The sequence below is a fragment of the Paraliobacillus salinarum genome, from assembly GCF_014083865.1.
GTDB lineage: Bacteria > Bacillota > Bacilli > Bacillales > Amphibacillaceae > Paraliobacillus > Paraliobacillus salinarum.
This window is the reverse complement of record NZ_JACEFA010000004.1, coordinates 1-20781: the sequence shown is the minus strand read 5'-3', so window position 1 is coordinate 20781 and position 20781 is coordinate 1. Positions and strand designations below refer to the sequence as shown.

Genomic DNA, 20781 nt, shown 5'->3' with positions numbered 1-20781 from the left:
GCAGGAGTTGTTATTTTGAATAAATTGAAACAGATTTTATTGCAAGTGAAAATGAAGCAGTGGTTTTTGGCAAGTATTCTTTTTCTTTTATGCCTAGTTTCACTGGTTTTTGTTAATCATAATGCAACATTTTATCATAAACCTATTGCTGAGGTTTCTGAGATAGTAAATGAGGAGCAAGCGAATGTAACAGACAGTAAAGAAAACCATGATGTCGTATATACACAATTGATTCATGCGACTTTAAAAAATGGAGAAGAAAAGGGGAGTCAGATAGAGTTAACAAATGAATATTCTGACTCAAGAGCATATCACCCTAAGCTGTCGGTTGGTGATGAGGTGTTTGTCTCTGTTGAAGAATCAAGCTCAGGGCAATTAGTTGGAAGTATCGCTGATATCAAACGTGACCAAGCTTTACTTGTTGTTGCGTGGCTGTTTATTTTCGTTTTGCTAGCCGTAGGGAGAAAGCAAGGGCTTTTCGCAATGATTAGTTTAGTCGTAAATGCAGTAATCATTGCCTATGCACTTGATTTATATATTGATACAGCTAATGTCAGTTTGTTAGTTATTATGAGCGGTGCCGTTATTGTCATGTCTATCCTATCATTATTATTTGTAAGCGGGTTTAAAGCGCAAACCTATGCAGCAATAATTGCGACCTTGCTAGGGACATTCATGTTGTTGTTTATTACGATGTATGTTTTAGATATAACGAACGAGCAAGGATTGCGTTTCGAAGAGATGTCCTTTTTAAGCCGACCACCACAAGCTATCTTTATGGCAGGTATATTAGTAGGGGCATTAGGTGCTGTAATGGATATCGGTGTATCAATGTCCTCTTCGCTGTTTAGCTTATACGAAAAAAATAATGCTATATCTATAAAAGACTTAAGAGAATCCGGAATTGAAATAGGCAAGGATATTATGGGGACGATGACAAATATTTTGTTTTTTGCCTATGTAAGTGGAACTATTCCATCATTATTACTCTATTTAATGAATGATGCTTCCTTAGGATTTACCCTTTCCATGAACCTTTCATTAGAATTAACGCGTGCACTTGCAGGAGGAATAGGGATTGTGCTTACGATTCCTATTGGCTTGTACGTTACCATTCTATTTATTCTTTGGAAGCAGGTGAAATCATGAATGCATTAGTTGTACTAGCTGGAGTATTGTTTCTACTTATGGCCATTATTGGTGGTAAAAAAGGGATACGCTCCTTTATCGCGTTATTTGTAAACTTTTTTGTGTTGCTTGTAGCTGTTTTAATTATGACAGATCCTAATGCAGATCCAATTCTTCTGACTTTAGTTGCTTGTGCACTGATCAGTTGTGTCACTTTATTTTTTATTAATGAAGTAAATAGTAAAACGAAAACAGCTTTTATCTCGACATTACTAACTACTGCTCTCATGCTATTATTTATTTTTATAGTGACAGAGCAGTCCATGATACATGGCTTTGGAGAAGAAGAGGTAGAAGAGCAAACGATTTATTCTTATTACCTTGGAATTGACTTTGTTAAAATTGCTGCATCCGTAATTATTATGAGTACGATCGGTGCGATAACAGATGAAGCTATTGCAGTAAGTTCACCAATGTTTGAAATTCGTAAACATCATCCTACAATTAGTCGAAGAGAACTGTTTATGGCTGGAATGCGAATTGGTAAAGACCTTCTAGGTACGAATGCCAATACACTATTTTTCGCATTTTTTGGTGGATATCTTGCATTACTCATTCGGTATATCGATTTAGAGTATACGTTTGGAGAGATTATTAATAATAAAATTTTTAGTGCTGAAATGATGACAATTCTTTGTGGTGGGATCGGTGTTGCATTAATAATTCCAGTAACCGCATGGATTACAGCATATGTGTTAACGAGGACGCCCAAACAAGCGGACTAAGTGGATTAAGGTGTGACGTTAAAAAAATCCACTTAGTCAACTATGTGAAAATAATGTATTCAGAAAAGACATTAGTGGATGTACCCACTAATGTCTCTTTTAGTATAATTATTTAACTTTGAATACAGATGCATCATAAATGGAATTCACTGCTTTTCTTAATTCCTCATCAAATGCTTCATCTGTTTGATTTGCATTTAAATCCTGACTCAATGCTCTAGAGAAACTGGCGATGATTCCATCGTTTTCTTTCAGCTTACTATTTGCTTCCTCACGGGAATAGCCGCCTGATAAAGCTACAACGCGAACCACTTGGGGATGATCCACTAATTCTTTATATAAATTAGGTTTTGTAGGGATTGATAGTTTTAACATTACCTGTTCTTCCGATGACAGCTTATCTAGATGTTTCAATATTTCTGTTTTTAACATCTCTTCAGCTAGTTCCTTTTCAGGGCTATGAATATCTACTTCAGGCTCAATAATTGGTACCAAACCAGCATGAATAATCTGTTTGCCAATTTCAAATTGTTGATCTACGACTTCTTTAATCGCTAACTGATTTGCTTTTTTAATTACGGAGCGCATTTTTGTACCAAAAATACCACGTTCATTTGCTCGCTTTAATAATGCGTCAAGGTTAGGAATTGGCTTCATAACTTGTACACCATTTTCTTCATCGGCCAACCCTTTATCCACTTTTAGAAAAGGAACAATTCCTTTTACATTGGCTAAGTAATCAGCTGTATAGCGATTGTCGATCTTGCTGTCCATTGTTTGTTCAAATAAAATCGCACCTAAGATCTGGTCTGAATTAAAAGCTGGAGAAGTGATGATACGTGTACGCATTTCATGTACAAGCTCAAACATTTCCTCGTCTGTACTATAACTATCTTTACTGATACCATAATCCGCTAATGCTTTAGGTGTACTGCCACCACTTTGATCTAGTGCTGCAATAAATCCATTTCCGTTTTTCATCGTTTCTAGTTGACTTTCTAGCATGTGATCCACTCCTTTGTTTATCGTTATTGCTAGATTGTACTACTGAAAGATTTTTAACATCTTAAATTCACTATATCATTTTTGGGCGGTGTAATTACAGTGAAGCGCTCAGCGTTTCAATTGCTTGCTTTGATATTTTCCTGTTTTTCTAGCTTGTGTAATGCATGCTTTGTACCCCATTCGTGCATTGCCTCTAATATTGGCTCCAATGTTTTTCCGTACGATGTTATGGAGTATTCTACTTTAGGTGGTACCTGCGGATAAACAACACGAGCAATAATATCTTCTTCTTCTAATTCTCGTAATTGCTTGGTTAACATTTTTTGTGTGATACCTGGCATCGCTCGTTTAAGTTCATTAAATCGTTTCGTTCCATGTTGCAGAAGATGTAATATAATAATCGGCTTCCATTTCCCCACTAAAATACCTAAAGCGTTCTCTACTCGACAGTTGCTTGGCACTCGTTCCATCTGAAAGTCTCCCTTAGTATCTTTTTGTATACTATACCACTTTTAAGTGCGTACTTACAAAAAAGAATGTTATTTAATAGAATATACATAGTAAGGAAGAGTAGGGAGTGAAAAAAATGAAACAATATCGTATTGATCCGAGTGACGGGTTAGAATTTGGTATATATACATTAGGTGATCATTTACCTGATCCAACGACAGGTAACCGCATAGCCGCACAGCAACGACTCAAGGAAATTGTTGAATACGCAAAATTAGCTGACCAAGCAGGTCTTGATTTTTTTAGTGTTGGAGAAAGTCACCAAGCGTATTTTGCAACACAAGCACACACCGTTGTATTATCCGCGATAGCACAAGCAACGGAAAATATTAAGATAGCAAGTTCTTCCACTATTATTAGTACATCAGATCCTGTACGTGTATACGAGGATTTTTCGACAATTGATCTTTTATCTGGAGGACGAACGGAAATTGTGGCAGGTCGGGCATCAAGAGTCGGCTTGTTCGATTTGCTAGGGTATAACGTTAGGGACTATGAAGCATTATTTGAAGAAAAGTTTGATTTGTTAAGACAAATAAATGAAAATGAAGTGGTCAATTGGAAGGGGCAGTTCCGTCAACCTTTAACAGATGCTGAAGTGATTCCTCGTCCAAAAGAAGGGAAGTTGCCAATTTGGCGTGCGGTAGGTGGAACTCCAGCGAGTGCAATTAAGGCTGGTTATCAAGGTGTGCCGATGTTTATGGCTCATTTGGGTGGGCCTGTCTCGGTATTCAAACGTACAATAGATGCTTATCGAAATGCTGCAAAGGAAGTAGGTCATGATCCTAGCGAATTGCCAGTTGCAACAGCTGGTTTCTTCTATGCAGCAGAGACGTCACAACAAGCGTTACGTGATATGTATCCGCATATTAACGAAGGGATGAAGCGCACGAATGGCCAAGGGTTTCCTAAGCAACTTTTTGCACAAGGTGTGGATTCACGCCATGTAATGAATATTGGTAGTCCACAAGAGATTATTGAAAAAATATTGTATCAACATGAAGTATTTGGCCACCAGCGATATATTGCACAAATTGACTTTGGAGGTGTTCCTTTTGAGCGCTTAGAAAAGAACATTGAATTAATTGCTACAGAAATTTTGCCCGCGGTAAAAAAATATACTAAGAAGAAATAGGAGGTGTTCTAGCAGTGAATATTGTTGCCATATCAGGTTCAATCATTGGTTCGAAAACAAGAATAGCTATGACTCATACCGTAGATAAAATCAAACAAACATACCCTGAAGCAGAAGTAACTCTATTAGATTTAGCGAATTATGATCTCCCGTTTAGTGATGGGCGTCATTATTTGGATTACACTGGTGATCCAAGCTATGTTCTTCAAACTATTATGCATGCAGATGCAATTATTATTGGGACACCAATTTTTCAAGCATCTATACCAGCTACATTGAAAAATGTTTTCGATCTGTTGCCGGTTAATGCTCTGAGGGATAAAGTGGTGAGTATCATCGTCACAGCTGGTTCAGCTAAACACTACTTAATTGCAGAGCAACAAATAAAACCGATTTTAGCTTATATGAAAGCGCACTTAGTGCAAAGTTATGTTTTTATAGAAGAGCAGGATTTTCTTAACAAAGAAATAATTAATGATGATGTGTTCTTTCGTATCGATCGATTAATCGAGGATACGATCATGTTGGCAGATACGATGAGAAGCATACGCGAAGAAAAAGAGGCATCTTATGATTTCTAACGCCTTGTTAATTTCTAATCTATAACAAATTCAGAGCAATTAAGCTTAATTGGGGGAATAATTAAAAAAGTAATAGTTTCACCTAGTTATGTATCGTTCTTTGTTCTTTATCGCTGTATGTTAAAAAATAGGCTTGCTTATCCTGTTTTCATTCTTTTGATTGCTGTGGTACAATTTTTAACAGCATAAAGAAATGAAGAAAACAGACAATCAGGAGGAGATTACGATCTCATTTGAAATGGCGCCGAAATGTGACACGTGCAGATTAGTAGCGACGGTGAAAGATGATGAAGATGTCCAATTAACAATTCTTCATCAAGAAGAAGGGTTTATATATTTTCCATTATCAATGGTAGACGAACAAAGAGAAGATGTCAGAAAGTATATTACAAGTATTCAACCTAAGATTGAATCGGGTGCATATCAAATAGAATTGGTGAAAATGACATCGGATGAAGCGTGCTGTTAGAAGAATTTATGAACGGTGAGGCCACTAGAAGGTAGTGGCCTTATTTTTATTTGGAAATTGATGCTTCTATCTGGCTAATAATCTGTTCGCAAATATCGTGAGTGAGTAAGGAATCATTAATTGATGGTTCTGGAGTTTTATTTTGCTTAACACAATCAATAAAATGGTCTGCAATTTGATAAAATCCTCGTTTGTATAAAGTAGGTTCCCAGTCTCCGAAGCTTTGAGTATTCTTCTCGCGATTATGGTAATGTGTCATAGTTACTAAGCCGTCAATCACATATTTGTGTTGTTCTGTTGTATATTCAATGATTTCTTCTGTTACCCCACTATTTCTATTCATTATTCCGATAGCAGTAGTGCCGTCTCCAATCAATTGAAGAACAACATGCTGAAGTAAGTCGTCTTTGTATGAAAAATCAACTTTTACATCAATCACTTCTGTTTGCATTAAAAATCTTAATGTGTCTACTACGTGGATAAAGTCTTCAACAACAAATTGTCTTGGCACACCAGGTAAAGCAAAACGGTTCTTTTGAATAAGAACAAGGTTTGGCTTACCTTTTCCTATTAAGTCACTGATCATAGGAGCAAACCTACGATTAAATCCGACCATTGCGATTGCATTCTGTTCCTGTGCTTTGTCAACAATTTGTTTTGTCTCGTTAAAATGAAAAGAAATAGGTTTGTCGATGTACGTGTGAATGCCGTGTTCTAGCAATTCGTTTGCAATTTCAATATGTGCTTTAGTTGCAGTACTGATAAAAGCTGCATCGATATTCTCAGCAATTAACTGATCTACTGTTTCAACATAAGTAGAAATGCGGTATTTATCTGCTAATTGCTGCAATGTTTTTCGATTGCGTGTGCAAAGGATCAACTCGATATCCTCTTTATTTGCTAACACAGGAAGGTATGCTTTCTTAGCAATATCACCTAAACCGATTAATCCAATTTTCATATTGCCACCTCGCTTCTTTATTACTGAATTATTCTTAGCTAAAGTATACTACGTTCGTATCTTTCAAGCGAATGGTAGTATTTTATAATATACAAAAAAGAAACATAGAAATACTATGCTTCGTTTTGTTTCGGTCTATTTTGTAAGTAATAAGGTAGATCTGCGCTGTTTCCTGAAATAATATCGTCAGCAATAATACGGGCTAATAATTGACTATACACTGTTCCATTATCTCCGTAGCCATATAAAAAGTAACTGTGGGGCGATGCTTCGTATTGACCAATAATAGGAAGCCCGTCTCTAGTTCCACCATAATGAGCAGCTAAATAGTAAGCTGGTTTAACAGAGATGTCTGGAAAAAGCTTATTAAATCCTTGTATTAGTTTATCTTTTTTATGTGCAAGCTTACTATCGCGATCTTCTGGATAGATCGTATTATCATCTAATCCCCCAATAATAATTCGGTTATCAGCAGTCGTTCGAATATATAAGTAAGGCCTTGCAGTCTCCCATATTAACGTGCGATTATGCCAAGTCGAGAAATCATTCACCGGTTCTGTTGTAACAGTATATGTACTGACAAATGAAGCCTGTTTTTCATTTTTTAACTCAACATTTTCATATCCTGCGCAATAGATAACTTTTTTGGCATGGATCTTATGCTTTGTATCGGTATAGATAGTAACACCGTCATCATGATAAACATGACCAATCATTTTTGTATTTTCAAAAATCTTTACATCATGTTCCAATGCATATTCGATTAAACCGTGCGTGAAAATAAACGGATTGACTTCTGCATCATTTTTAAAGTAAATCGCTGCTTCTTTTGAAAAAGGATAGATAGATGCAATCTCATCTCTTGTTAAAAACTGAAGCGGGAATTGTGCTTCTTTTAAAAGTTGATATTCTTTTTTCAGTTTCTCCACATCTTCATGATGGCTGGCGAAGTATAACGTGTCTCTTCTTGTGAAAGAACAATCACGGTTCATTTGTTTAGCTGCTTTTTCAATATCATCAATTGCTTGTCTGCATAATGACAGGTGCTTGGATATATAGGCCTCTCCAAATGTGTTTTGTAAGTTAATAAACATTTTTTCGCCAGCGTATTGAATCAGTGCTGTATTTGCGCTAGTGCTACCGCTCCCTAGCGTGTTTTTTTCAATCAATACGACGTTTAAATCAGTTTCAGCTAAATAGTAGGCGCATTGTGCACCTGAACTTCCGCCGCCTATTATTAATACATCACAATTGATATCTTCGGTTACTTGTGGATAAGTTGGAGTGTTCATTAGTGTAGTTGGCCAGTAATAAGTACCTGATTGTATATTCATTAAATGGGCCCCTTTATCGTAAATTTTCTCAACTTAGGATACCCATGTTTACTACATTTACACTTATATGGACTAAAAATTAAAAAGACCCAAAAGTAAATATTTCTTTACTTTTGGATCTTCACAAAAATTTCTTAAGCTTTGTTGTCACAGCCGACTAATCTAATTTTTTCTTTTACAAGTGCTTTAGCTGCATCTTTTGCTTTAGTTAAATATGCTCTTGGGTCTAAACCGCTTGGATCTTCCTCGAAATGCTTCTGAATAGCTTTAGAATAAGCATGTTTTAATTCGGTTGATACATTCATTTTAGCCATGCCCAAAGCAATACATTTCTTAACATCCTCGTTTGGAATTGCAGATCCTCCATGCAATACAAGCGGTACATCTACTAATGACGCGATTTCTTTTATTCGATTAAAATCAATGTCAGGGTCACCTGTGTAAATCCCGTGAGCAGTACCTATCGCTGGAGCTAATGTAGTAACATTGGTTTGTTCTACAAAAGTAACGCATTCACTAGGAATAGCTTTTTGTGCATCTTGTTCGTCAACAACGATATCATCCTCAACGCCGCCAACTTTGCCAAGTTCTGCTTCAACATTAATTGATAAGTGTTTTGCTATTTCCATTACTTTGTTTGTTTGAGTGACATTTTCCTCAAATGAATGCATAGATGCATCAATCATGATGGAGGTATAGCCAGCTCGAATACATTGAACAATTAGACCGTAATCAGTACAATGGTCAAGATGGAGCGCAACTGGTATGCCATAAGTATCAGCTGCTGCTGTAGCTGCGGCAACGATATTATCTGGACCTAATGATCGAACTGTCCCCATTGTTGTTTGTAAAATAACTGGAGCATTTAAATCGGCTGCAGCTTCTGTTACTGCATAAATCATATCTAATGAATGGACATTAAACGCGCCAACTCCATATTTTCCTTTTTGTGCTTTCTCTAACATTGGTGTTGATGAAACAAGTGCCATTTTTATTTCCCCCTAGTAGTTAGTTTACGAAATCTTGTAGAAGTTGATATATATCACTTGCCTTCGTACTGTTTTTAAGACTTTCTCTATTATTGCTATGAATTAGCATTTTAGATACTGCTGATAATGCTTGTATATGTGTAGATCCTGCTTGATCTTTTGGGATTAATAAAACAATGAAAAAGTTAGCAGGCTTTCCATCCATGGAGTTCCATTCCAATTCATTTTTAGTGGTAATTACCAAAATGGATGGATGCGCAATCGTATTTAGTTGTGTATGTGGGATAGCAAACCCATCTTGAAACCCAGTTGTGCTTTCACTTTCACGTTTTTTTAAACCTGCAATGATATCTGCTTTATTTGTAGCTATGTTTTGTTCAATAGCCAAGTTAGCGACAGCTTCAAATAACTCATCCTGAGAATGGATATCTTGCTCTAGTTTAATGTAATTTTCATTAATTAGATTGTTTCCCATTGCTATTCCTTCTCTCTATTATTTATTGTTCGCTCTTTTTTTATAATACCCGTATAAGAATGCTCCTACAAGTGATCCTACTAAAATTGCAAAAACCCATTGGAATGCGCCAGTCACAACTGGAAGTACTAAAAATCCGCCGTGTGGTGCAGGTACTTGCACTTTCATCATGTAAGTTAAAATTGCAGATATAGATGAACCAATCATCAGTATAGGAATAACAACAATTGGGTTTTTAGCTGCAAATGGGATTGCTCCTTCTGTAATATGTGTCGCACCAAGGATAAAGTTAACCCCTCCAGCATTTCTTTCTGCTTGATTAAAATGCTTTTTAAAGAATACAGTTGCGAATGCAGTTATTAATGGTGGTGTAATACATGCGGCAGAAACACCAGCCATAAAGAAGTAGTTCCCCTCACCAAGTAAAGCGGTTCCTGTAACATATGCTGCCTTATTTACAGGGCCACCCATATCAAATGCACTCATCGCACCAACGATCAATCCTAAGACGATTGGATTAGAGTCTTGGAAGTTACCTAAAAATGTTTTCATTCCTTCATTAATCGCTGTCATTGGTTCTACAAGTAAAGTCATAATAACCCCAATAAGGAAGATACCAATTACAGGGTATAAGAAGATGGACTTTAAACCATTAAGTGATTTAGGCATACCTTCTAATAATTTCATTAATAAAACGATGATGTAACCAGCGATAAAACCAGCTGCGATACCACCTAAAAATCCAGCACCACCATCATTAGCGATTAAACCACCGATAAACCCAACAACCATCCCTGGTCTTTTGGCAATCGAATCAGCGATAAATGCAGCCAGGACAGGTACCATTAGTGAAAAACCTAATCCCCCGACATTCTTTAATAATGCTGCAAATTCATTGTATGAGCTGTGTTCAGGGTCAGCTGAGTGAATTCCAAATAAAAAGGAGATTGCGATTAATACACCTCCACCTACTACGAATGGTAGCATGTGTGAAACACCATTCATTAGGTGTGTATAAATGCTGTGCAAAAATTTGTTTTTTCCTGATGTAGCGTTTTCATCTTCATCATTATTTGATACATCACTCTTTTTTGCTTTGTATACAGTCGCTTTTCCATCAATAATTTGCTGAATTAACTTCTCCGCTTCATGAATACCTTTTGCAACAGATACTTGGATGGTAGGTTTACCTTGGAAACGGCTAGGATTAACATCTTTGTCAGCTGCAAGGATAACGCCGTCAGCTTCTATAATATCTTGCTTCGTTAACTCATTTTCAACACCTACTTGACCGTGTGTTTCGACTTTAATATCCACACCTAGATTTTTTGCTGCTACTTTTAACGCTTCTTCTGCCATAAATGTGTGAGCGATTCCGGTTGGGCAACCAGTCGCTGCAATGATTTTAACCTTTGACATTGTTTAACTCCTCCTTTAATGAATGAATAGATATTTGTTTTATTAGTGCATTAATATCTGAAAGGTCACTTAAACCTTTACTAAAAGCGGTTGATGATCCAACAGCTGAGGCTAGAACTAGTGCTTGTTCAATGGATTCTCCTTTTATTTCTTGAGATGCAAATGTAGCAAGTAAGGAGTCGCCAGCACAGGCTGTGTTTACAACCTCGCCTTTAGGTGCTGTTACTTTTATTGCATCAGAATCAGTTACATAGATTGCGCCTTTTTCTCCTCTAGAAACTAGAACGTGTTGTGCACCAAGTTGTACTAATTTATTAGCATAGAAAATAATCTTACTATCAGTTAATTCCTCTGTATCAATATTAAAAAAGCTGGCTAACTCATCGTCATTAGGTTTTATTAGATACGGTTGGTATGCTAAACAGTCTAGTAGAATAGGAGAACTAATATCTAAGATTAATTTGATCTTTCTATCTTTACAAATTTTTGCTGTTTCTAAATAAAACTTATCATCTAAACCTTTTGGTAGACTGCCAGATAAAAATAATGTGCTTTGTTCTGGTAGCTCTTTAAGTAGTTTTTTCATTTCATTAAGCTTATCTTTCGGTATCTCAGGTCCTTGGTTAACAATTTTATACTCTTTGTCAGCGTTAACAAATACGTTTATTCTTGTTGTTCCCTCTACGCGAACAAAATTTGTTTGAATACCTTGCTTTTGCAGTTCTTCTTCTATAAATCTTCCGCTAAATCCACCAATGAATCCTAGAGCTGTATTAGGTAAACCAAAACGTTGTAGCATCACAGAAATATTAACTGCTTTTCCATTTGCTTGATAATCTTCTTCGTTTGTTCGATTAACCGTATTAGGAAGCAATTGATCCATTCCTATATATAAATCAATGGCTGGATTTGGTGTAAGTGTGTAAAGCAATTGATCACCTTCCATCTGTCTTTTTATTTAATTTTATTATTGCACAGGATTCGATGAAAATGTTTTCAAGTTATGTAAACGTTTTAATGAGATGTAATAAAAAAAGAATGCTCCTTGTTTAGAGCATTCTAATCGCATAGGCATCTAATAAAATTCTAGCAATAACATTAAGGGGGAGTCTCGAACGAACTTCATAGTCGGGAATGTAGGAGTGACTTCCCTTAAATCCAATAAACGTCATTTCGGACATTGAGCTTAAAGTAGAATCAACTCGTGTTGTTAAGGTGATGGTTGTTAGTTGTCTAATAGTTAAGTTTTTACATGCTTCAACTAATTCAGTTGTTTCCCCATTTAAGGATATGAAGATAGCTAATTCGTTACCTTCGATGCTTTTAGATTTAATTCGAATAATATTTGGATCGTCATGTACTTCACAGTTTTTTCCCATTAGCTGGAGTTTGATTCCCATTTCTTTTGCAATCATTTCAGAAAAACCACGTGCGAATATATAGATTTTATCAGCGTTATAAATTTTCTGAACAGCATCTTCTATCTTCCCAATACTTTGAAGTTGGATTGTTTTTTGAACTTCGTGTTCGTTTTTCTGAATTGCTTGAGAAATTTTTGAGTTTATATCATGCATCTCATTATTTTCATCAGAAAAATTAACTTTTTCTTTTAAACTATATTTGAATGAAGTATACCCGTCATATCCGATTTTCTTCATTAAGCGGACAATTGTCGCTGTAGAAACATTTGCATTTTCACTTAGCTTGACAATCGACATGTTAGAAATTTCTTCAATGTGTTGCTGAATATATTCAAGTAAATATTTATCTGTTTCACTTAGTTGTATAAAAACATTTGGTTCAATATCAAACAGTATATTATTCACAGAATCACTCCTACTAAGCATGTTATTTTTATAAAAAATATCAATATTGTTGAAGTAGTTTAAATAAATCCCCTGGGTGTTGCACCTCAAAGTCTGGTGATATTCTTGTGTTCGGTACTTTTCTTCTACGATGATTCATCCAGATAGCTTTCCAACCGACTTGTTTTGCCCCTATTATATCGTGGTCAAAAGAATCTCCGATGTAAAAGGTTTGTGCTTTATCTAAAGTCAGCTGTTGTTCAATGTGAGTGAAGACTTGTTTACTTGGCTTAGCCATACCTAAAGCCCCTGAAATAAATAAGTGTTCTTCTGGAATCCAGCGCTCTAACTGCAATTGTTTTATTTTCATCATCTGATGTGCTTGTTCGCCATTTGTTAGAACAGCTAATTGTACGTTTTGTTCATGTAAATAGTTAATTAATTGCTTTATTTCAGGGAATAAGTGTATGTTGTGTTGCTCAAGTAAATATTTTTCTTGAAATAAGAGTGCTTCTGTGGGACTAAGTGTAATGCCAAATAGCTTGGCTGCCTCTGTAATGCGATAAATATGTAATTGTTCCAAAGGTATCTCACCAGCTGCGCTCTGGTGAAATAATTCATCACTAAATTTCCGGTTGCTAATATAAAATTGGTTTAATTCTTCATTAGTAAAACTTCTATCAAAAAAAGACTGAACTGCTTTTTTGAATGGTAGTATTTGGTCATATAGTGTATCGTCTACATCAAAAATTACTGTTTTCACAAAAACATCTCCTAAACGAATAATCAATTGTCCTTATAATAACATGAATGATAGAAGCAATGAACAGAATTAGAAAGGTTAAAAATTCAGATAATTGACACAATTTTTAGAAAATTATTTATTGAAACTAAGCTGCAATATTGATAGAATAATCACAAAGATGAAAGGGAAGCATACATATTTTTTTATTTACTTAGAGGAAATTAGAAGGATTGTAGATTACCAAATCCTTCTCTTTTTTTATAAAATTTTAGATAGGTGTGAGGAAATGAATAGGGTATATAATTTTTCAGCTGGTCCTTCTATGCTGCCTTTACCGGTTTTAGAAAAGGCGCAAAAGGAGTTATTAAACTTTCAGGAATCTGGAATGTCTGTCATGGAACTTAGCCACCGTTCCTCGTTTTTTACCAATATTATTACAGAAGCAGAGAGCTTGTTACGACAATTAATGTCTATTCCGGATAATTATAAGGTGTTGTTTTTACAAGGTGGTGCGTCCCAGCAATTTGCTATGGTTCCAATGAATTTGCTAATAAAGAATAAAAAAGCTGACTTCGTGCATACAGGTTCTTGGTCAAAGAAAGCAATTGCTGAAGCAAAAAAGTTTGGTGAAGTTAGAACAATTGCTTCATCAGAGGACGAGAATTTTTCTTGCATTCCTAAAGTCCATTCAAGCTTGATCGATCAGGAAGCAGATTATCTTCATATCACAATGAATAACACGATAGAAGGAACTGTCTTTCAAGATATACCTGATGCTGGATCTGTTCCAATTGTAACAGACATGTCATCCAATATTCTATCGGAGGAAATAGATGTATCAAAATTTGGATTGATTTATGCAGGAGCACAGAAAAACATCGGTCCAGCGGGATTAACCGTTGTCATTATTCGAGAAGATTTAATCGGTCATGCACCATCTCAAACCCCGACGATGTTGAATTATGAAACACATAGAGATAGTGGATCACTGTATAATACGCCGCCTACTTTTGCAATATATATGGCGAAACTAGTGTTTGAGTGGATTCAAGATCTTGGTGGTCTGAAGGTAATGGAAAAAATGAATCGTGAGAAGGCAGCGTTGCTTTATCAATGTATTGATGAATCAATACTATTTACATCTCCTGTTGCACCAGAAGATCGCTCATTGATGAATATACCTTTTGTTGCGGCAAATGGAGATAAAGATTTAGAAGCTAAATTTATTAATGAGGCAAAAAAAGAAGGGTTAGAAACGTTAAAAGGCCATCGCTCTGTAGGAGGTATGCGTGCTAGTATTTATAATGCCATGCCAAAAGAGGGAGTCGAAAAATTAGTTGCGTTTATTCGTAAGTTTGAACAAGAACATATTTAGTACTAGATAATTAAAATATTGATGAAGCTGCCTTTTAATTAAAGAGGCGGCTTTTTGTTTGAAGAAAAAATGTTCGATTGTGAAATTAAAGCGTTCCTTGTGTTATATATTTTAATCTTTCATTATTATTACAGTTTATAGAAGTATTGATATTAAGCGGTATAACTGTTATATTTATTTCGAATAAAAAATTAAAATAGGGGGATGTTTTTGTGAAAAAAATTATTTGTTTGTTCTTTTTAATATCTATTCTCACAGCCTGTGGACAAAGTGAAGAGGGGAAAGAGTCTGCAGGAGAAAAATGGTCGGAAATTCAACAATCAGGGAAAATTGTTGTAGCTACTGCGGGCACTTTGTATCCAGCATCTTATTATCCGGAGGGATCAGATCGTTTAACTGGATACGATGTTGAGGTTATACGTGAATTGGCTAATCGGCTAGGTCTAGAAGTAGAGTTTGAGATTATGGCTTTTGATGCAATGTTAGCAGCCTTGCAATCTGGTCGAGTGGATCTAATTACAGCTGGGCCAAGAGAAGAAAGTAAAGATAAATTTATTTTTAGTGAACCAATAAAATACTCCTATTCTACAATGATTGTTCGTTCCGAAGATCTTTCAGGAATAAATACTTTGGAAGATTTGAAAGGTAAAAAAGCTGGAGGCGCTGCAACAACAGTTTATAGTGATATTGCGCGTAAATACGGAGCAGAGGTAATTACTTATGGGAATGCGACAAATGATGTTTATTTAAGAGATGTAGATAACGGAAGAACAGACGTTGTAATTAACGACTACTACCTACAGTCATTAGCGTTAGAAGCATTTCCAGAGATGGATATCACATTACATCCAGAACTGAAGTTTCACCCGCAAACAGTGAATGTTGTTACACAGAAAGAAGCAACTGTTTTTTCTGAAAAAATTGATGGTGTCCTTGAGGGAATGAGAGAAGACGGAGCTCTAACAAATATTTCGAAACAATTTTTCGGTGGACAAGATGTCTCTAAAAAATTAGATTCAGATATAAAAGAAATAGAAGGTGTAGAATAATATAACCTATATATATTTCTTTTGCGTTTTTTATATTAAAATTAAACGACCATGATCCGATAGTAATAGCAAAAGATTTACACTACAGAAACGGAAGTGCCTACGATGTTTAATCACCCAGATTCCAATTATTCTATTGTTTTAGAAGGACAGTATAACTGGGCAATTGTTTTATTGTCTCTTATGATTGCTTGTCTTGGGTCTTATGTAGCCATCTCATTAAATAAACGTGTTCGGATGAATAGTTTTTTTCATAGAGATGTTTGGTTGTTTTTTGCTTCTATAGCAATGGGAATTGGGATATGGGCAATGCACTTTATTGGTATGAGTGCTTATCACCTTCCAATCCCGATGAAATATAATCATATTATAACGATTTTGTCTATTTTTCCGGCTGTTGGGGCTTCGTTTATCGCTTTTCATCTAGTTAATCGATTAAAGCAATCTTTACGAAATAACATTATGGCTAGTATATTGATGGGCTTGGGGATTGTTTTAATGCATTACTTGGGTATGTATTCCATGCTTATTGATGCGCAAATTGTTTACCAGATTGAAATCTTTATTTTTTCTATTATTATAGCTGTGGCTGTGTCATTCTTTGCTCTATATGCCATTTCGGCATTTAATAAAAAATTTGAACATCGAGGATTTAAAATCCTTGTTTCGTTGATGCTTGCTTCTGCGGTTTCTATGATGCATTACGTAGGGATGTTCGGAACAACCTTTTACGTTTCTGACGGTTATCACAATATAGATAGTGAGATGGGTCAAGCCGGGAAAGCATTATTGATTGCTATGGTGGCTGTCAGTGTTAGTGTGCTGCTTTTATTGTTAATGGTTTCTATTTATTTAGATCGGTATATTGATTATCGAATTAGATTTTTTGATACACAGACTAATTTACCTAATGGACGTTATTATGAAAAAGAGATACAAAAAAATAATAATCAGCTTGTTTTGGCGGTATGGCAGATTAATAGTTTAAAAGATGTGAACTATGCTTATAGCTACAATGATGGTGATAAATTAGTAAACTATATTGCGAACACATTAAAAGCTGTACACTTACCAAACACGATGCTGTATCGTATGGAAGAGGATCGATTTGCATACTTAATGTATAGAACAGATCGTTTACCTTTACTAGAAAGGAAAATGCAAGAGATAGCACGGATTTGGGATGATGCTAGGTATCAAGGCAAGCCATTTTATTTAAAAGCTTCCTGTGCCGTTGTTTCTGTTGAACAAAGTAAAAAGGTGAAGTATTTATATAACGATGCACAAACTGTGTTCAACCATCCATCTACACTTTTTCAACAAGAAGTAGCTGTGTATCAACCAAGCTTTCACCGTTACTCCTTTGAGAAGAAGATACTAGCGGATTTAGATCAAGCAATGGAGAAAAATGAGCTGTTTCTTGTTTATCAACCCAAAATACACTCAGATTTAGAGCGGATTGCTGGAATGGAGGCGCTTGTGCGTTGGAACCACCCAGAACATGGATTCTTGAGCCCGGCAACATTTATCCCTATCATTGAAAAGACAGAAAGAATTACCGATTTGACTGACTGGGTAATTGAGAATGCTTGCAAGCAATTAAGTGATTGGCAACAACAAATAGGAGCTGACTGGACAATCGCAATAAATATTCCGGGAGATTATGTTAGTTCTACTAGATTGGTGAAAAAGCTAAAAAAAATGCAAGATAAGTATCAGATTGAACCTAGATCAATAGAATTGGAGCTAACAGAAACAAGGTTTGTTCAATCGATTGAAGAGGCAAACCATTCGATAGCTAAATTTCGTTCTTTAGGTTTTTCTGTGGCGCTTGATGATTTTGGTACGGGACTATCCTCTTTGTCTTATTTAAAGAAAATGGAAATATCAACGTTGAAAATGGATAAATCTTTCGTTGATCACGTTCCACATTCACCGAAAGATTCCGCCATATTAAAAGCAATGATAGATTTAGGACAATCATTAGGGTTGGAAATTGTTATTGAGGGGATTGAAACCGAGGATCAAGTTACTTACCTACGACAAGTAGCCTCATCACTGTTATTTCAAGGTTTTCACTTTGCAAAACCGATGAAGGCAGCAGAGCTATTAGAATGGTCAAAAAAGCATTATCTCCATTAGTGGAGATAATGCTTTTAAAATACACGTCTATTTCATTTTGATTACTATTTTTCCTTTGGCGTGATGTGTTGCACTTAAGTCGTGTGCTTCTTTGATACCGGAAGCGGAAAAAGAGAATGTATGGTTCACTTGAGGTTTAATAATTTCTTTATCCAACAAATCAGCCATTTCTTGCAATTGCTTTCCATTTGGCTCAAGCCAATAACTATATGCTTTCACTTGATATTGATCTGCCAATGCTTGATTCGGTTGTCCGGCAATGGTAACAATTCGCCCGCCAGGCTTTAAAACAGTAATTCCGCGATCTAAAATTTCTCCGCCCATCATGTCAAAGACAACATCAAAATCTTTTACTATATTCTCAAAATCCTCTGTTTTATAGTTAATAAATAAGTCTGCACCTAATGCTTTCACATAATCTTCGTTTTCTTTACTTGCTGTAGTTGCTACATAAGCTCCAACATGTTTCGCTATTTGGATCGCTAAGCTACCGACACCACCAGCTCCAGCCTGTATAAGCACTTTTTCTCCTTCTTGAAGTTTAGCGACATCTAGCAAGCTCTGCCATGCGGTTAATCCAGCTAATGGAATAGAAGCGGCTTCTTCAAATGTAATAGTTGTTGGTTTCTTAGCTAAAAGATCCTCATCTACTAGTGTATATTCAGCATAGGTTCCTTTGTTTGTATTGGCTGGTCTAGCGAATACTTCATCACCAACTTGGTAGTTTTTTACCTTATCACCAACTGCAACAATTTTTCCTGCTACATCCCATCCCAAAATGATAGGAAATTCAAATGGGATGACTTCTTTCATGTATCCTTCTCGTACTTTCCAATCAATAGGGTTTATCGATGTAGCGAATACCTCCACTAATACTTGATTAGGTTCAGGTGTGGGTTTAGTTATCTCTGTATCCTCTAGCACATCACTGTTGCCATAATGGTTAATAACTACTGCTTTCATTAAAAAGCCCCTTTCTATACTGGTATTATTACCAATTATAGGGTGATAATTATCGTTATGCAAAAGAAACGCTTGTGTACCAAAACATCTAGTTAAATACGATAAAATTCTAAATTTTTGCAATAATTGTTTTTATCTTTTCATATAATAAAAAATGTGATATATTTTGACAACGTGTATTAATATTCATTAAATTGTTAGAAAATTCATGTTTTGATCAAAGGAGTAGATGGACGTGTCAAAGAGAAAGAAAGGGCTTTTTCAAAAAAGCCTAGACAGGATAGAAATCATTGGGAATAAACTACCGCATCCTGTCACCTTATTTGCGTTGCTTGCATTACTTGTTTTAGTAGTGTCTGCGCTTGTTTCAGCAACAGGAATTTCTGTGGAACATCCTGGACAAGCGGGAGAAATGATTACTGTAAAGAATCTCTTGAATGCAGAAGGGATTGCTTATATTTTCACAAGTATGGTGGACAATTTTATTAATTTTGCTCCATTAGGTGTTGTGCTTGCTACAATGCTTGGAATTGGATTAGCAGAACGTACAGGGCTTATTAGTGCATGCTTGCGTGGTTTTGTCTTAGCTATTCCAAAAAGCTTGATTACAGCAGGACTTGTGTTTGCTGGTATTATGTCTAGTGTAGCGACTGATGCTGGTTATGTTGTTCTACCACCATTAGGTGCCGTTATTTTTGCTGCGTTAGGACGTCATCCACTTGCTGGTTTAGCGGCTGCATTTGCTGGGGTTTCAGCAGGTTTTAGTGCGAATTTATTATTGTCTTCGCTTGAACCACTATTAGGAAATATGACAATTGAAGCAGCGGCTATTGTTAATCCGGATTATGCAGCGGATATGAACATAGCGATGAACTATTACTTTATTATTGTTTCAGTATTCTTGCTAACAATTGTTGGGGCTTTTGTTACGGAGAAATTAGTTGAGCCTAGGTTGGGTTCCTATAAAGGGGAATTCAATGAAAATTTAACTGGTTTAAGTAAGATTGAGAAGAAAGGCTTAACTTATGCAGGTTTAAGCTTGCTAGTAACCATTATTGTGGCAGCATTTTTGATTGTGCCTGAGGGTGCTCCATTACGAGGTGAAGATGGAGGGATTATTCAATCTCCATTCATGCAATCATTAGTTGTTATTATTATCTTTGCATTCTTCATTCCAGGTTTAGTTTATGGGATTGTAACGAAAGAAATTAAAAGTGATAAAGACGTTGCAAATAAACTGACAGATACAATGGCTTCTATGGGTATGTTCATTGTTCTAGCATTTACTGCTGGACAATTTGTTGCATACTTTAATGAATCTAATTTAGGGCTAGTTATTGGTGTTTATGGTGCGGAATTCTTGCAAAGTATTCAATTAGAGGGTATTCCGTTAATTATATTATTTATTCTAATTGCTGGATTTATTAATATCTTCATTGGAAGTGCTACAGCAAAGTGGGCAATGATGGCTCCTGTGTTTATTCCGATTATGATGGAAATGGGGTATTCACCTGAATTAACGCAAATGGCTTATCGTATTGCTGATTCAGCTACAAATATAATTTCGCCATTAATGACTTATTTCGCAGTAGTTATTGCTTTCGCGCAAAAATATGATAAGAAAATGGGGATTGGAACACTGATTTCTACGATGTTCCCGTACACGATCTTCTTCATGCTAGCATGGACATTAATGCTCGTTGTATGGATGTTGTTAGGTATCGATCTAGGACCGGGTTCACCGATTTACTATCAAGTCTAATAAAAAAAGTCAAGGTAACATTATGAAGTGACCCCTTAAAGTTAGACACGGTTATTTCATTAGGCAGCTTGTTCAAAATGAGTTCGGTATTGTACCGGACTCATTTTAAATTTCGCCTTTATCCGTTTCATATTATAGTATTCTATATA

21 protein-coding genes are annotated in these 20781 nt (G+C 35.8%); 9 read left to right on the top strand and 12 right to left on the bottom strand.

Translation table 11 applies throughout. The features are described from left to right. The first annotated feature begins 51 nt into the window (after window positions 1-51). Entirely contained in the window at window positions 52-1149 is a 1098-nt protein-coding gene (locus HP569_RS05550) for a YibE/F family protein (protein ID WP_182200349.1), read from the top strand. Then, window positions 1146-1913 carry a YibE/F family protein gene (locus tag HP569_RS05545; protein ID WP_182200176.1) on the top strand — a complete coding sequence of 256 codons (768 nt, stop codon included), beginning with the start codon at window positions 1146-1148 and terminating at the stop codon, window positions 1911-1913. Before HP569_RS05550 ends, HP569_RS05545 begins: the two co-directional genes overlap by 4 nt. Window positions 1914-2021: 108 nt before the next feature. Here the strand turns inward: HP569_RS05545 and HP569_RS05540 are convergent, their stop codons facing one another. Then, window positions 2022-2918: a fructose bisphosphate aldolase gene (locus HP569_RS05540; protein ID WP_182200175.1), complete on the bottom strand. Its 897-nt coding sequence runs from the start codon at window positions 2916-2918 to the stop codon at window positions 2022-2024. Between the two features lie 116 nt (window positions 2919-3034). After that, window positions 3035-3388: a winged helix-turn-helix transcriptional regulator gene (locus HP569_RS05535; RefSeq protein WP_182200174.1), complete on the bottom strand. Its 354-nt coding sequence runs from the start codon at window positions 3386-3388 to the stop codon at window positions 3035-3037. Window positions 3389-3504: 116 nt separating this feature from the next. On the opposite strand from HP569_RS05535, the gene HP569_RS05530 reads away from it, so the two are divergent. The 3 genes from HP569_RS05530 (at window position 3505) to HP569_RS05520 (ending at window position 5613) form a co-directional block, all read left to right on the top strand. Continuing rightward, entirely contained in the window at window positions 3505-4563 is a 1059-nt protein-coding gene (locus HP569_RS05530) for an LLM class flavin-dependent oxidoreductase (protein WP_182200173.1), read from the top strand. A gap of 14 nt (window positions 4564-4577) precedes the next feature. Beyond that, window positions 4578-5144 (top strand): NADPH-dependent FMN reductase, encoded by a 567-nt coding sequence (locus HP569_RS05525; protein ID WP_182200172.1) that lies wholly within the window; start codon window positions 4578-4580, stop codon window positions 5142-5144. A 193-nt stretch (window positions 5145-5337) separates the two neighbouring features. Continuing rightward, window positions 5338-5613 (top strand): hypothetical protein, encoded by a 276-nt coding sequence (locus tag HP569_RS05520; RefSeq protein ID WP_182200171.1) that lies wholly within the window; start codon window positions 5338-5340, stop codon window positions 5611-5613. A gap of 46 nt (window positions 5614-5659) precedes the next feature. Here the strand turns inward: HP569_RS05520 and HP569_RS05515 are convergent, their stop codons facing one another. From HP569_RS05515 to HP569_RS05480, 8 genes are all read right to left on the bottom strand, one after another. Then, window positions 5660-6574, bottom strand: a complete 915-nt coding sequence (locus tag HP569_RS05515; RefSeq protein ID WP_182200170.1) for a Gfo/Idh/MocA family protein — start codon at window positions 6572-6574, stop codon at window positions 5660-5662. A gap of 113 nt (window positions 6575-6687) precedes the next feature. After that, the gene (locus HP569_RS05510; RefSeq protein ID WP_182200169.1) at window positions 6688-7908 is read right to left on the bottom strand and encodes an NAD(P)/FAD-dependent oxidoreductase; all 1221 of its coding nucleotides are present in this window, start codon (window positions 7906-7908) and stop codon (window positions 6688-6690) included. A 134-nt stretch (window positions 7909-8042) separates the two neighbouring features. Continuing rightward, window positions 8043-8897, bottom strand: a complete 855-nt coding sequence (locus HP569_RS05505) for a class II fructose-bisphosphate aldolase (protein WP_182200168.1) — start codon at window positions 8895-8897, stop codon at window positions 8043-8045. A 19-nt stretch (window positions 8898-8916) separates the two neighbouring features. After that, window positions 8917-9372 (bottom strand): PTS sugar transporter subunit IIA, encoded by a 456-nt coding sequence (locus HP569_RS05500; protein WP_182200167.1) that lies wholly within the window; start codon window positions 9370-9372, stop codon window positions 8917-8919. Window positions 9373-9390: 18 nt separating this feature from the next. Next, window positions 9391-10791, bottom strand: coding sequence for a PTS fructose transporter subunit IIC (locus HP569_RS05495; protein WP_182200166.1), 1401 nt, complete (start codon window positions 10789-10791; stop codon window positions 9391-9393). After that, the gene (gene pfkB, locus HP569_RS05490) at window positions 10778-11737 is read right to left on the bottom strand and encodes a 1-phosphofructokinase (protein ID WP_246366934.1); all 960 of its coding nucleotides are present in this window, start codon (window positions 11735-11737) and stop codon (window positions 10778-10780) included. The genes HP569_RS05495 and pfkB overlap by 14 nt, the downstream gene beginning before the upstream one ends. Window positions 11738-11840: 103 nt before the next feature. Next, on the bottom strand, window positions 11841-12617 hold the full coding sequence (locus tag HP569_RS05485; RefSeq protein ID WP_220464449.1) for a MurR/RpiR family transcriptional regulator: 777 nt from the start codon (window positions 12615-12617) through the stop codon (window positions 11841-11843). 40 nt (window positions 12618-12657) lie between these two features. Next, window positions 12658-13359 carry an HAD family hydrolase gene (locus HP569_RS05480; protein ID WP_182200164.1) on the bottom strand — a complete coding sequence of 234 codons (702 nt, stop codon included), beginning with the start codon at window positions 13357-13359 and terminating at the stop codon, window positions 12658-12660. Window positions 13360-13627: 268 nt separating this feature from the next. Here HP569_RS05480 and serC point away from each other — a divergent pair, with 268 nt between their 5' ends. The 3 genes from serC (at window position 13628) to HP569_RS05465 (ending at window position 17907) form a co-directional block, all read left to right on the top strand. After that, window positions 13628-14716: a 3-phosphoserine/phosphohydroxythreonine transaminase gene (serC, locus tag HP569_RS05475; protein ID WP_182200163.1), complete on the top strand. Its 1089-nt coding sequence runs from the start codon at window positions 13628-13630 to the stop codon at window positions 14714-14716. A 212-nt stretch (window positions 14717-14928) separates the two neighbouring features. Next, the gene (locus HP569_RS05470; RefSeq protein ID WP_182200162.1) at window positions 14929-15765 is read left to right on the top strand and encodes a transporter substrate-binding domain-containing protein; all 837 of its coding nucleotides are present in this window, start codon (window positions 14929-14931) and stop codon (window positions 15763-15765) included. Window positions 15766-15870: 105 nt separating this feature from the next. Next, entirely contained in the window at window positions 15871-17907 is a 2037-nt protein-coding gene (locus HP569_RS05465) for a bifunctional diguanylate cyclase/phosphodiesterase (protein WP_182200161.1), read from the top strand. A gap of 27 nt (window positions 17908-17934) precedes the next feature. On the opposite strand, the gene HP569_RS05460 is transcribed toward HP569_RS05465, so the two are convergent. Then, entirely contained in the window at window positions 17935-18870 is a 936-nt protein-coding gene (locus HP569_RS05460) for an NADP-dependent oxidoreductase (protein WP_182200160.1), read from the bottom strand. 229 nt (window positions 18871-19099) lie between these two features. On the opposite strand from HP569_RS05460, the gene HP569_RS05455 reads away from it, so the two are divergent. Next, window positions 19100-20632 (top strand): AbgT family transporter, encoded by a 1533-nt coding sequence (locus tag HP569_RS05455; RefSeq protein ID WP_425501822.1) that lies wholly within the window; start codon window positions 19100-19102, stop codon window positions 20630-20632. A 59-nt stretch (window positions 20633-20691) separates the two neighbouring features. Here the strand turns inward: HP569_RS05455 and HP569_RS05450 are convergent. Continuing rightward, window positions 20692-20781 (bottom strand): IS3 family transposase (locus HP569_RS05450; RefSeq protein WP_182200158.1); only part of this gene is annotated, 90 nt, incomplete at its 5' end.

Bases quoted from the DNA above. Each gene is read 5' to 3' on its own strand.
- HP569_RS05550 (WP_182200349.1), top strand. From the start codon at position 52: ATGAAGCAGTGGTTTTTGGCAAGTATTCTTTTTCTTTTATGCCTAGTT.
- HP569_RS05545 (WP_182200176.1), top strand. From the start codon at position 1,146: ATGAATGCATTAGTTGTACTAGCTGGAGTATTGTTTCTACTTATGGCC.
- HP569_RS05540 (WP_182200175.1), bottom strand. From the start codon at position 2,918: ATGCTAGAAAGTCAACTAGAAACGATGAAAAACGGAAATGGATTTATT.
- HP569_RS05535 (WP_182200174.1), bottom strand. From the start codon at position 3,388: ATGGAACGAGTGCCAAGCAACTGTCGAGTAGAGAACGCTTTAGGTATT.
- HP569_RS05530 (WP_182200173.1), top strand. From the start codon at position 3,505: ATGAAACAATATCGTATTGATCCGAGTGACGGGTTAGAATTTGGTATA.
- HP569_RS05520 (WP_182200171.1), top strand. From the start codon at position 5,338: ATGAAGAAAACAGACAATCAGGAGGAGATTACGATCTCATTTGAAATG.
- HP569_RS05515 (WP_182200170.1), bottom strand. From the start codon at position 6,574: ATGAAAATTGGATTAATCGGTTTAGGTGATATTGCTAAGAAAGCATAC.
- HP569_RS05510 (WP_182200169.1), bottom strand. From the start codon at position 7,908: ATGAATATACAATCAGGTACTTATTACTGGCCAACTACACTAATGAAC.
- HP569_RS05505 (WP_182200168.1), bottom strand. From the start codon at position 8,897: ATGGCACTTGTTTCATCAACACCAATGTTAGAGAAAGCACAAAAAGGA.
- HP569_RS05500 (WP_182200167.1), bottom strand. From the start codon at position 9,372: ATGGGAAACAATCTAATTAATGAAAATTACATTAAACTAGAGCAAGAT.
- HP569_RS05495 (WP_182200166.1), bottom strand. From the start codon at position 10,791: ATGTCAAAGGTTAAAATCATTGCAGCGACTGGTTGCCCAACCGGAATC.
- pfkB (WP_246366934.1), bottom strand. From the start codon at position 11,737: ATGGAAGGTGATCAATTGCTTTACACACTTACACCAAATCCAGCCATT.
- serC (WP_182200163.1), top strand. From the start codon at position 13,628: ATGAATAGGGTATATAATTTTTCAGCTGGTCCTTCTATGCTGCCTTTA.
- HP569_RS05465 (WP_182200161.1), top strand. From the start codon at position 15,871: ATGTTTAATCACCCAGATTCCAATTATTCTATTGTTTTAGAAGGACAG.
- HP569_RS05460 (WP_182200160.1), bottom strand. From the start codon at position 18,870: ATGAAAGCAGTAGTTATTAACCATTATGGCAACAGTGATGTGCTAGAG.
- HP569_RS05455 (WP_425501822.1), top strand. From the start codon at position 19,100: ATGGACGTGTCAAAGAGAAAGAAAGGGCTTTTTCAAAAAAGCCTAGAC.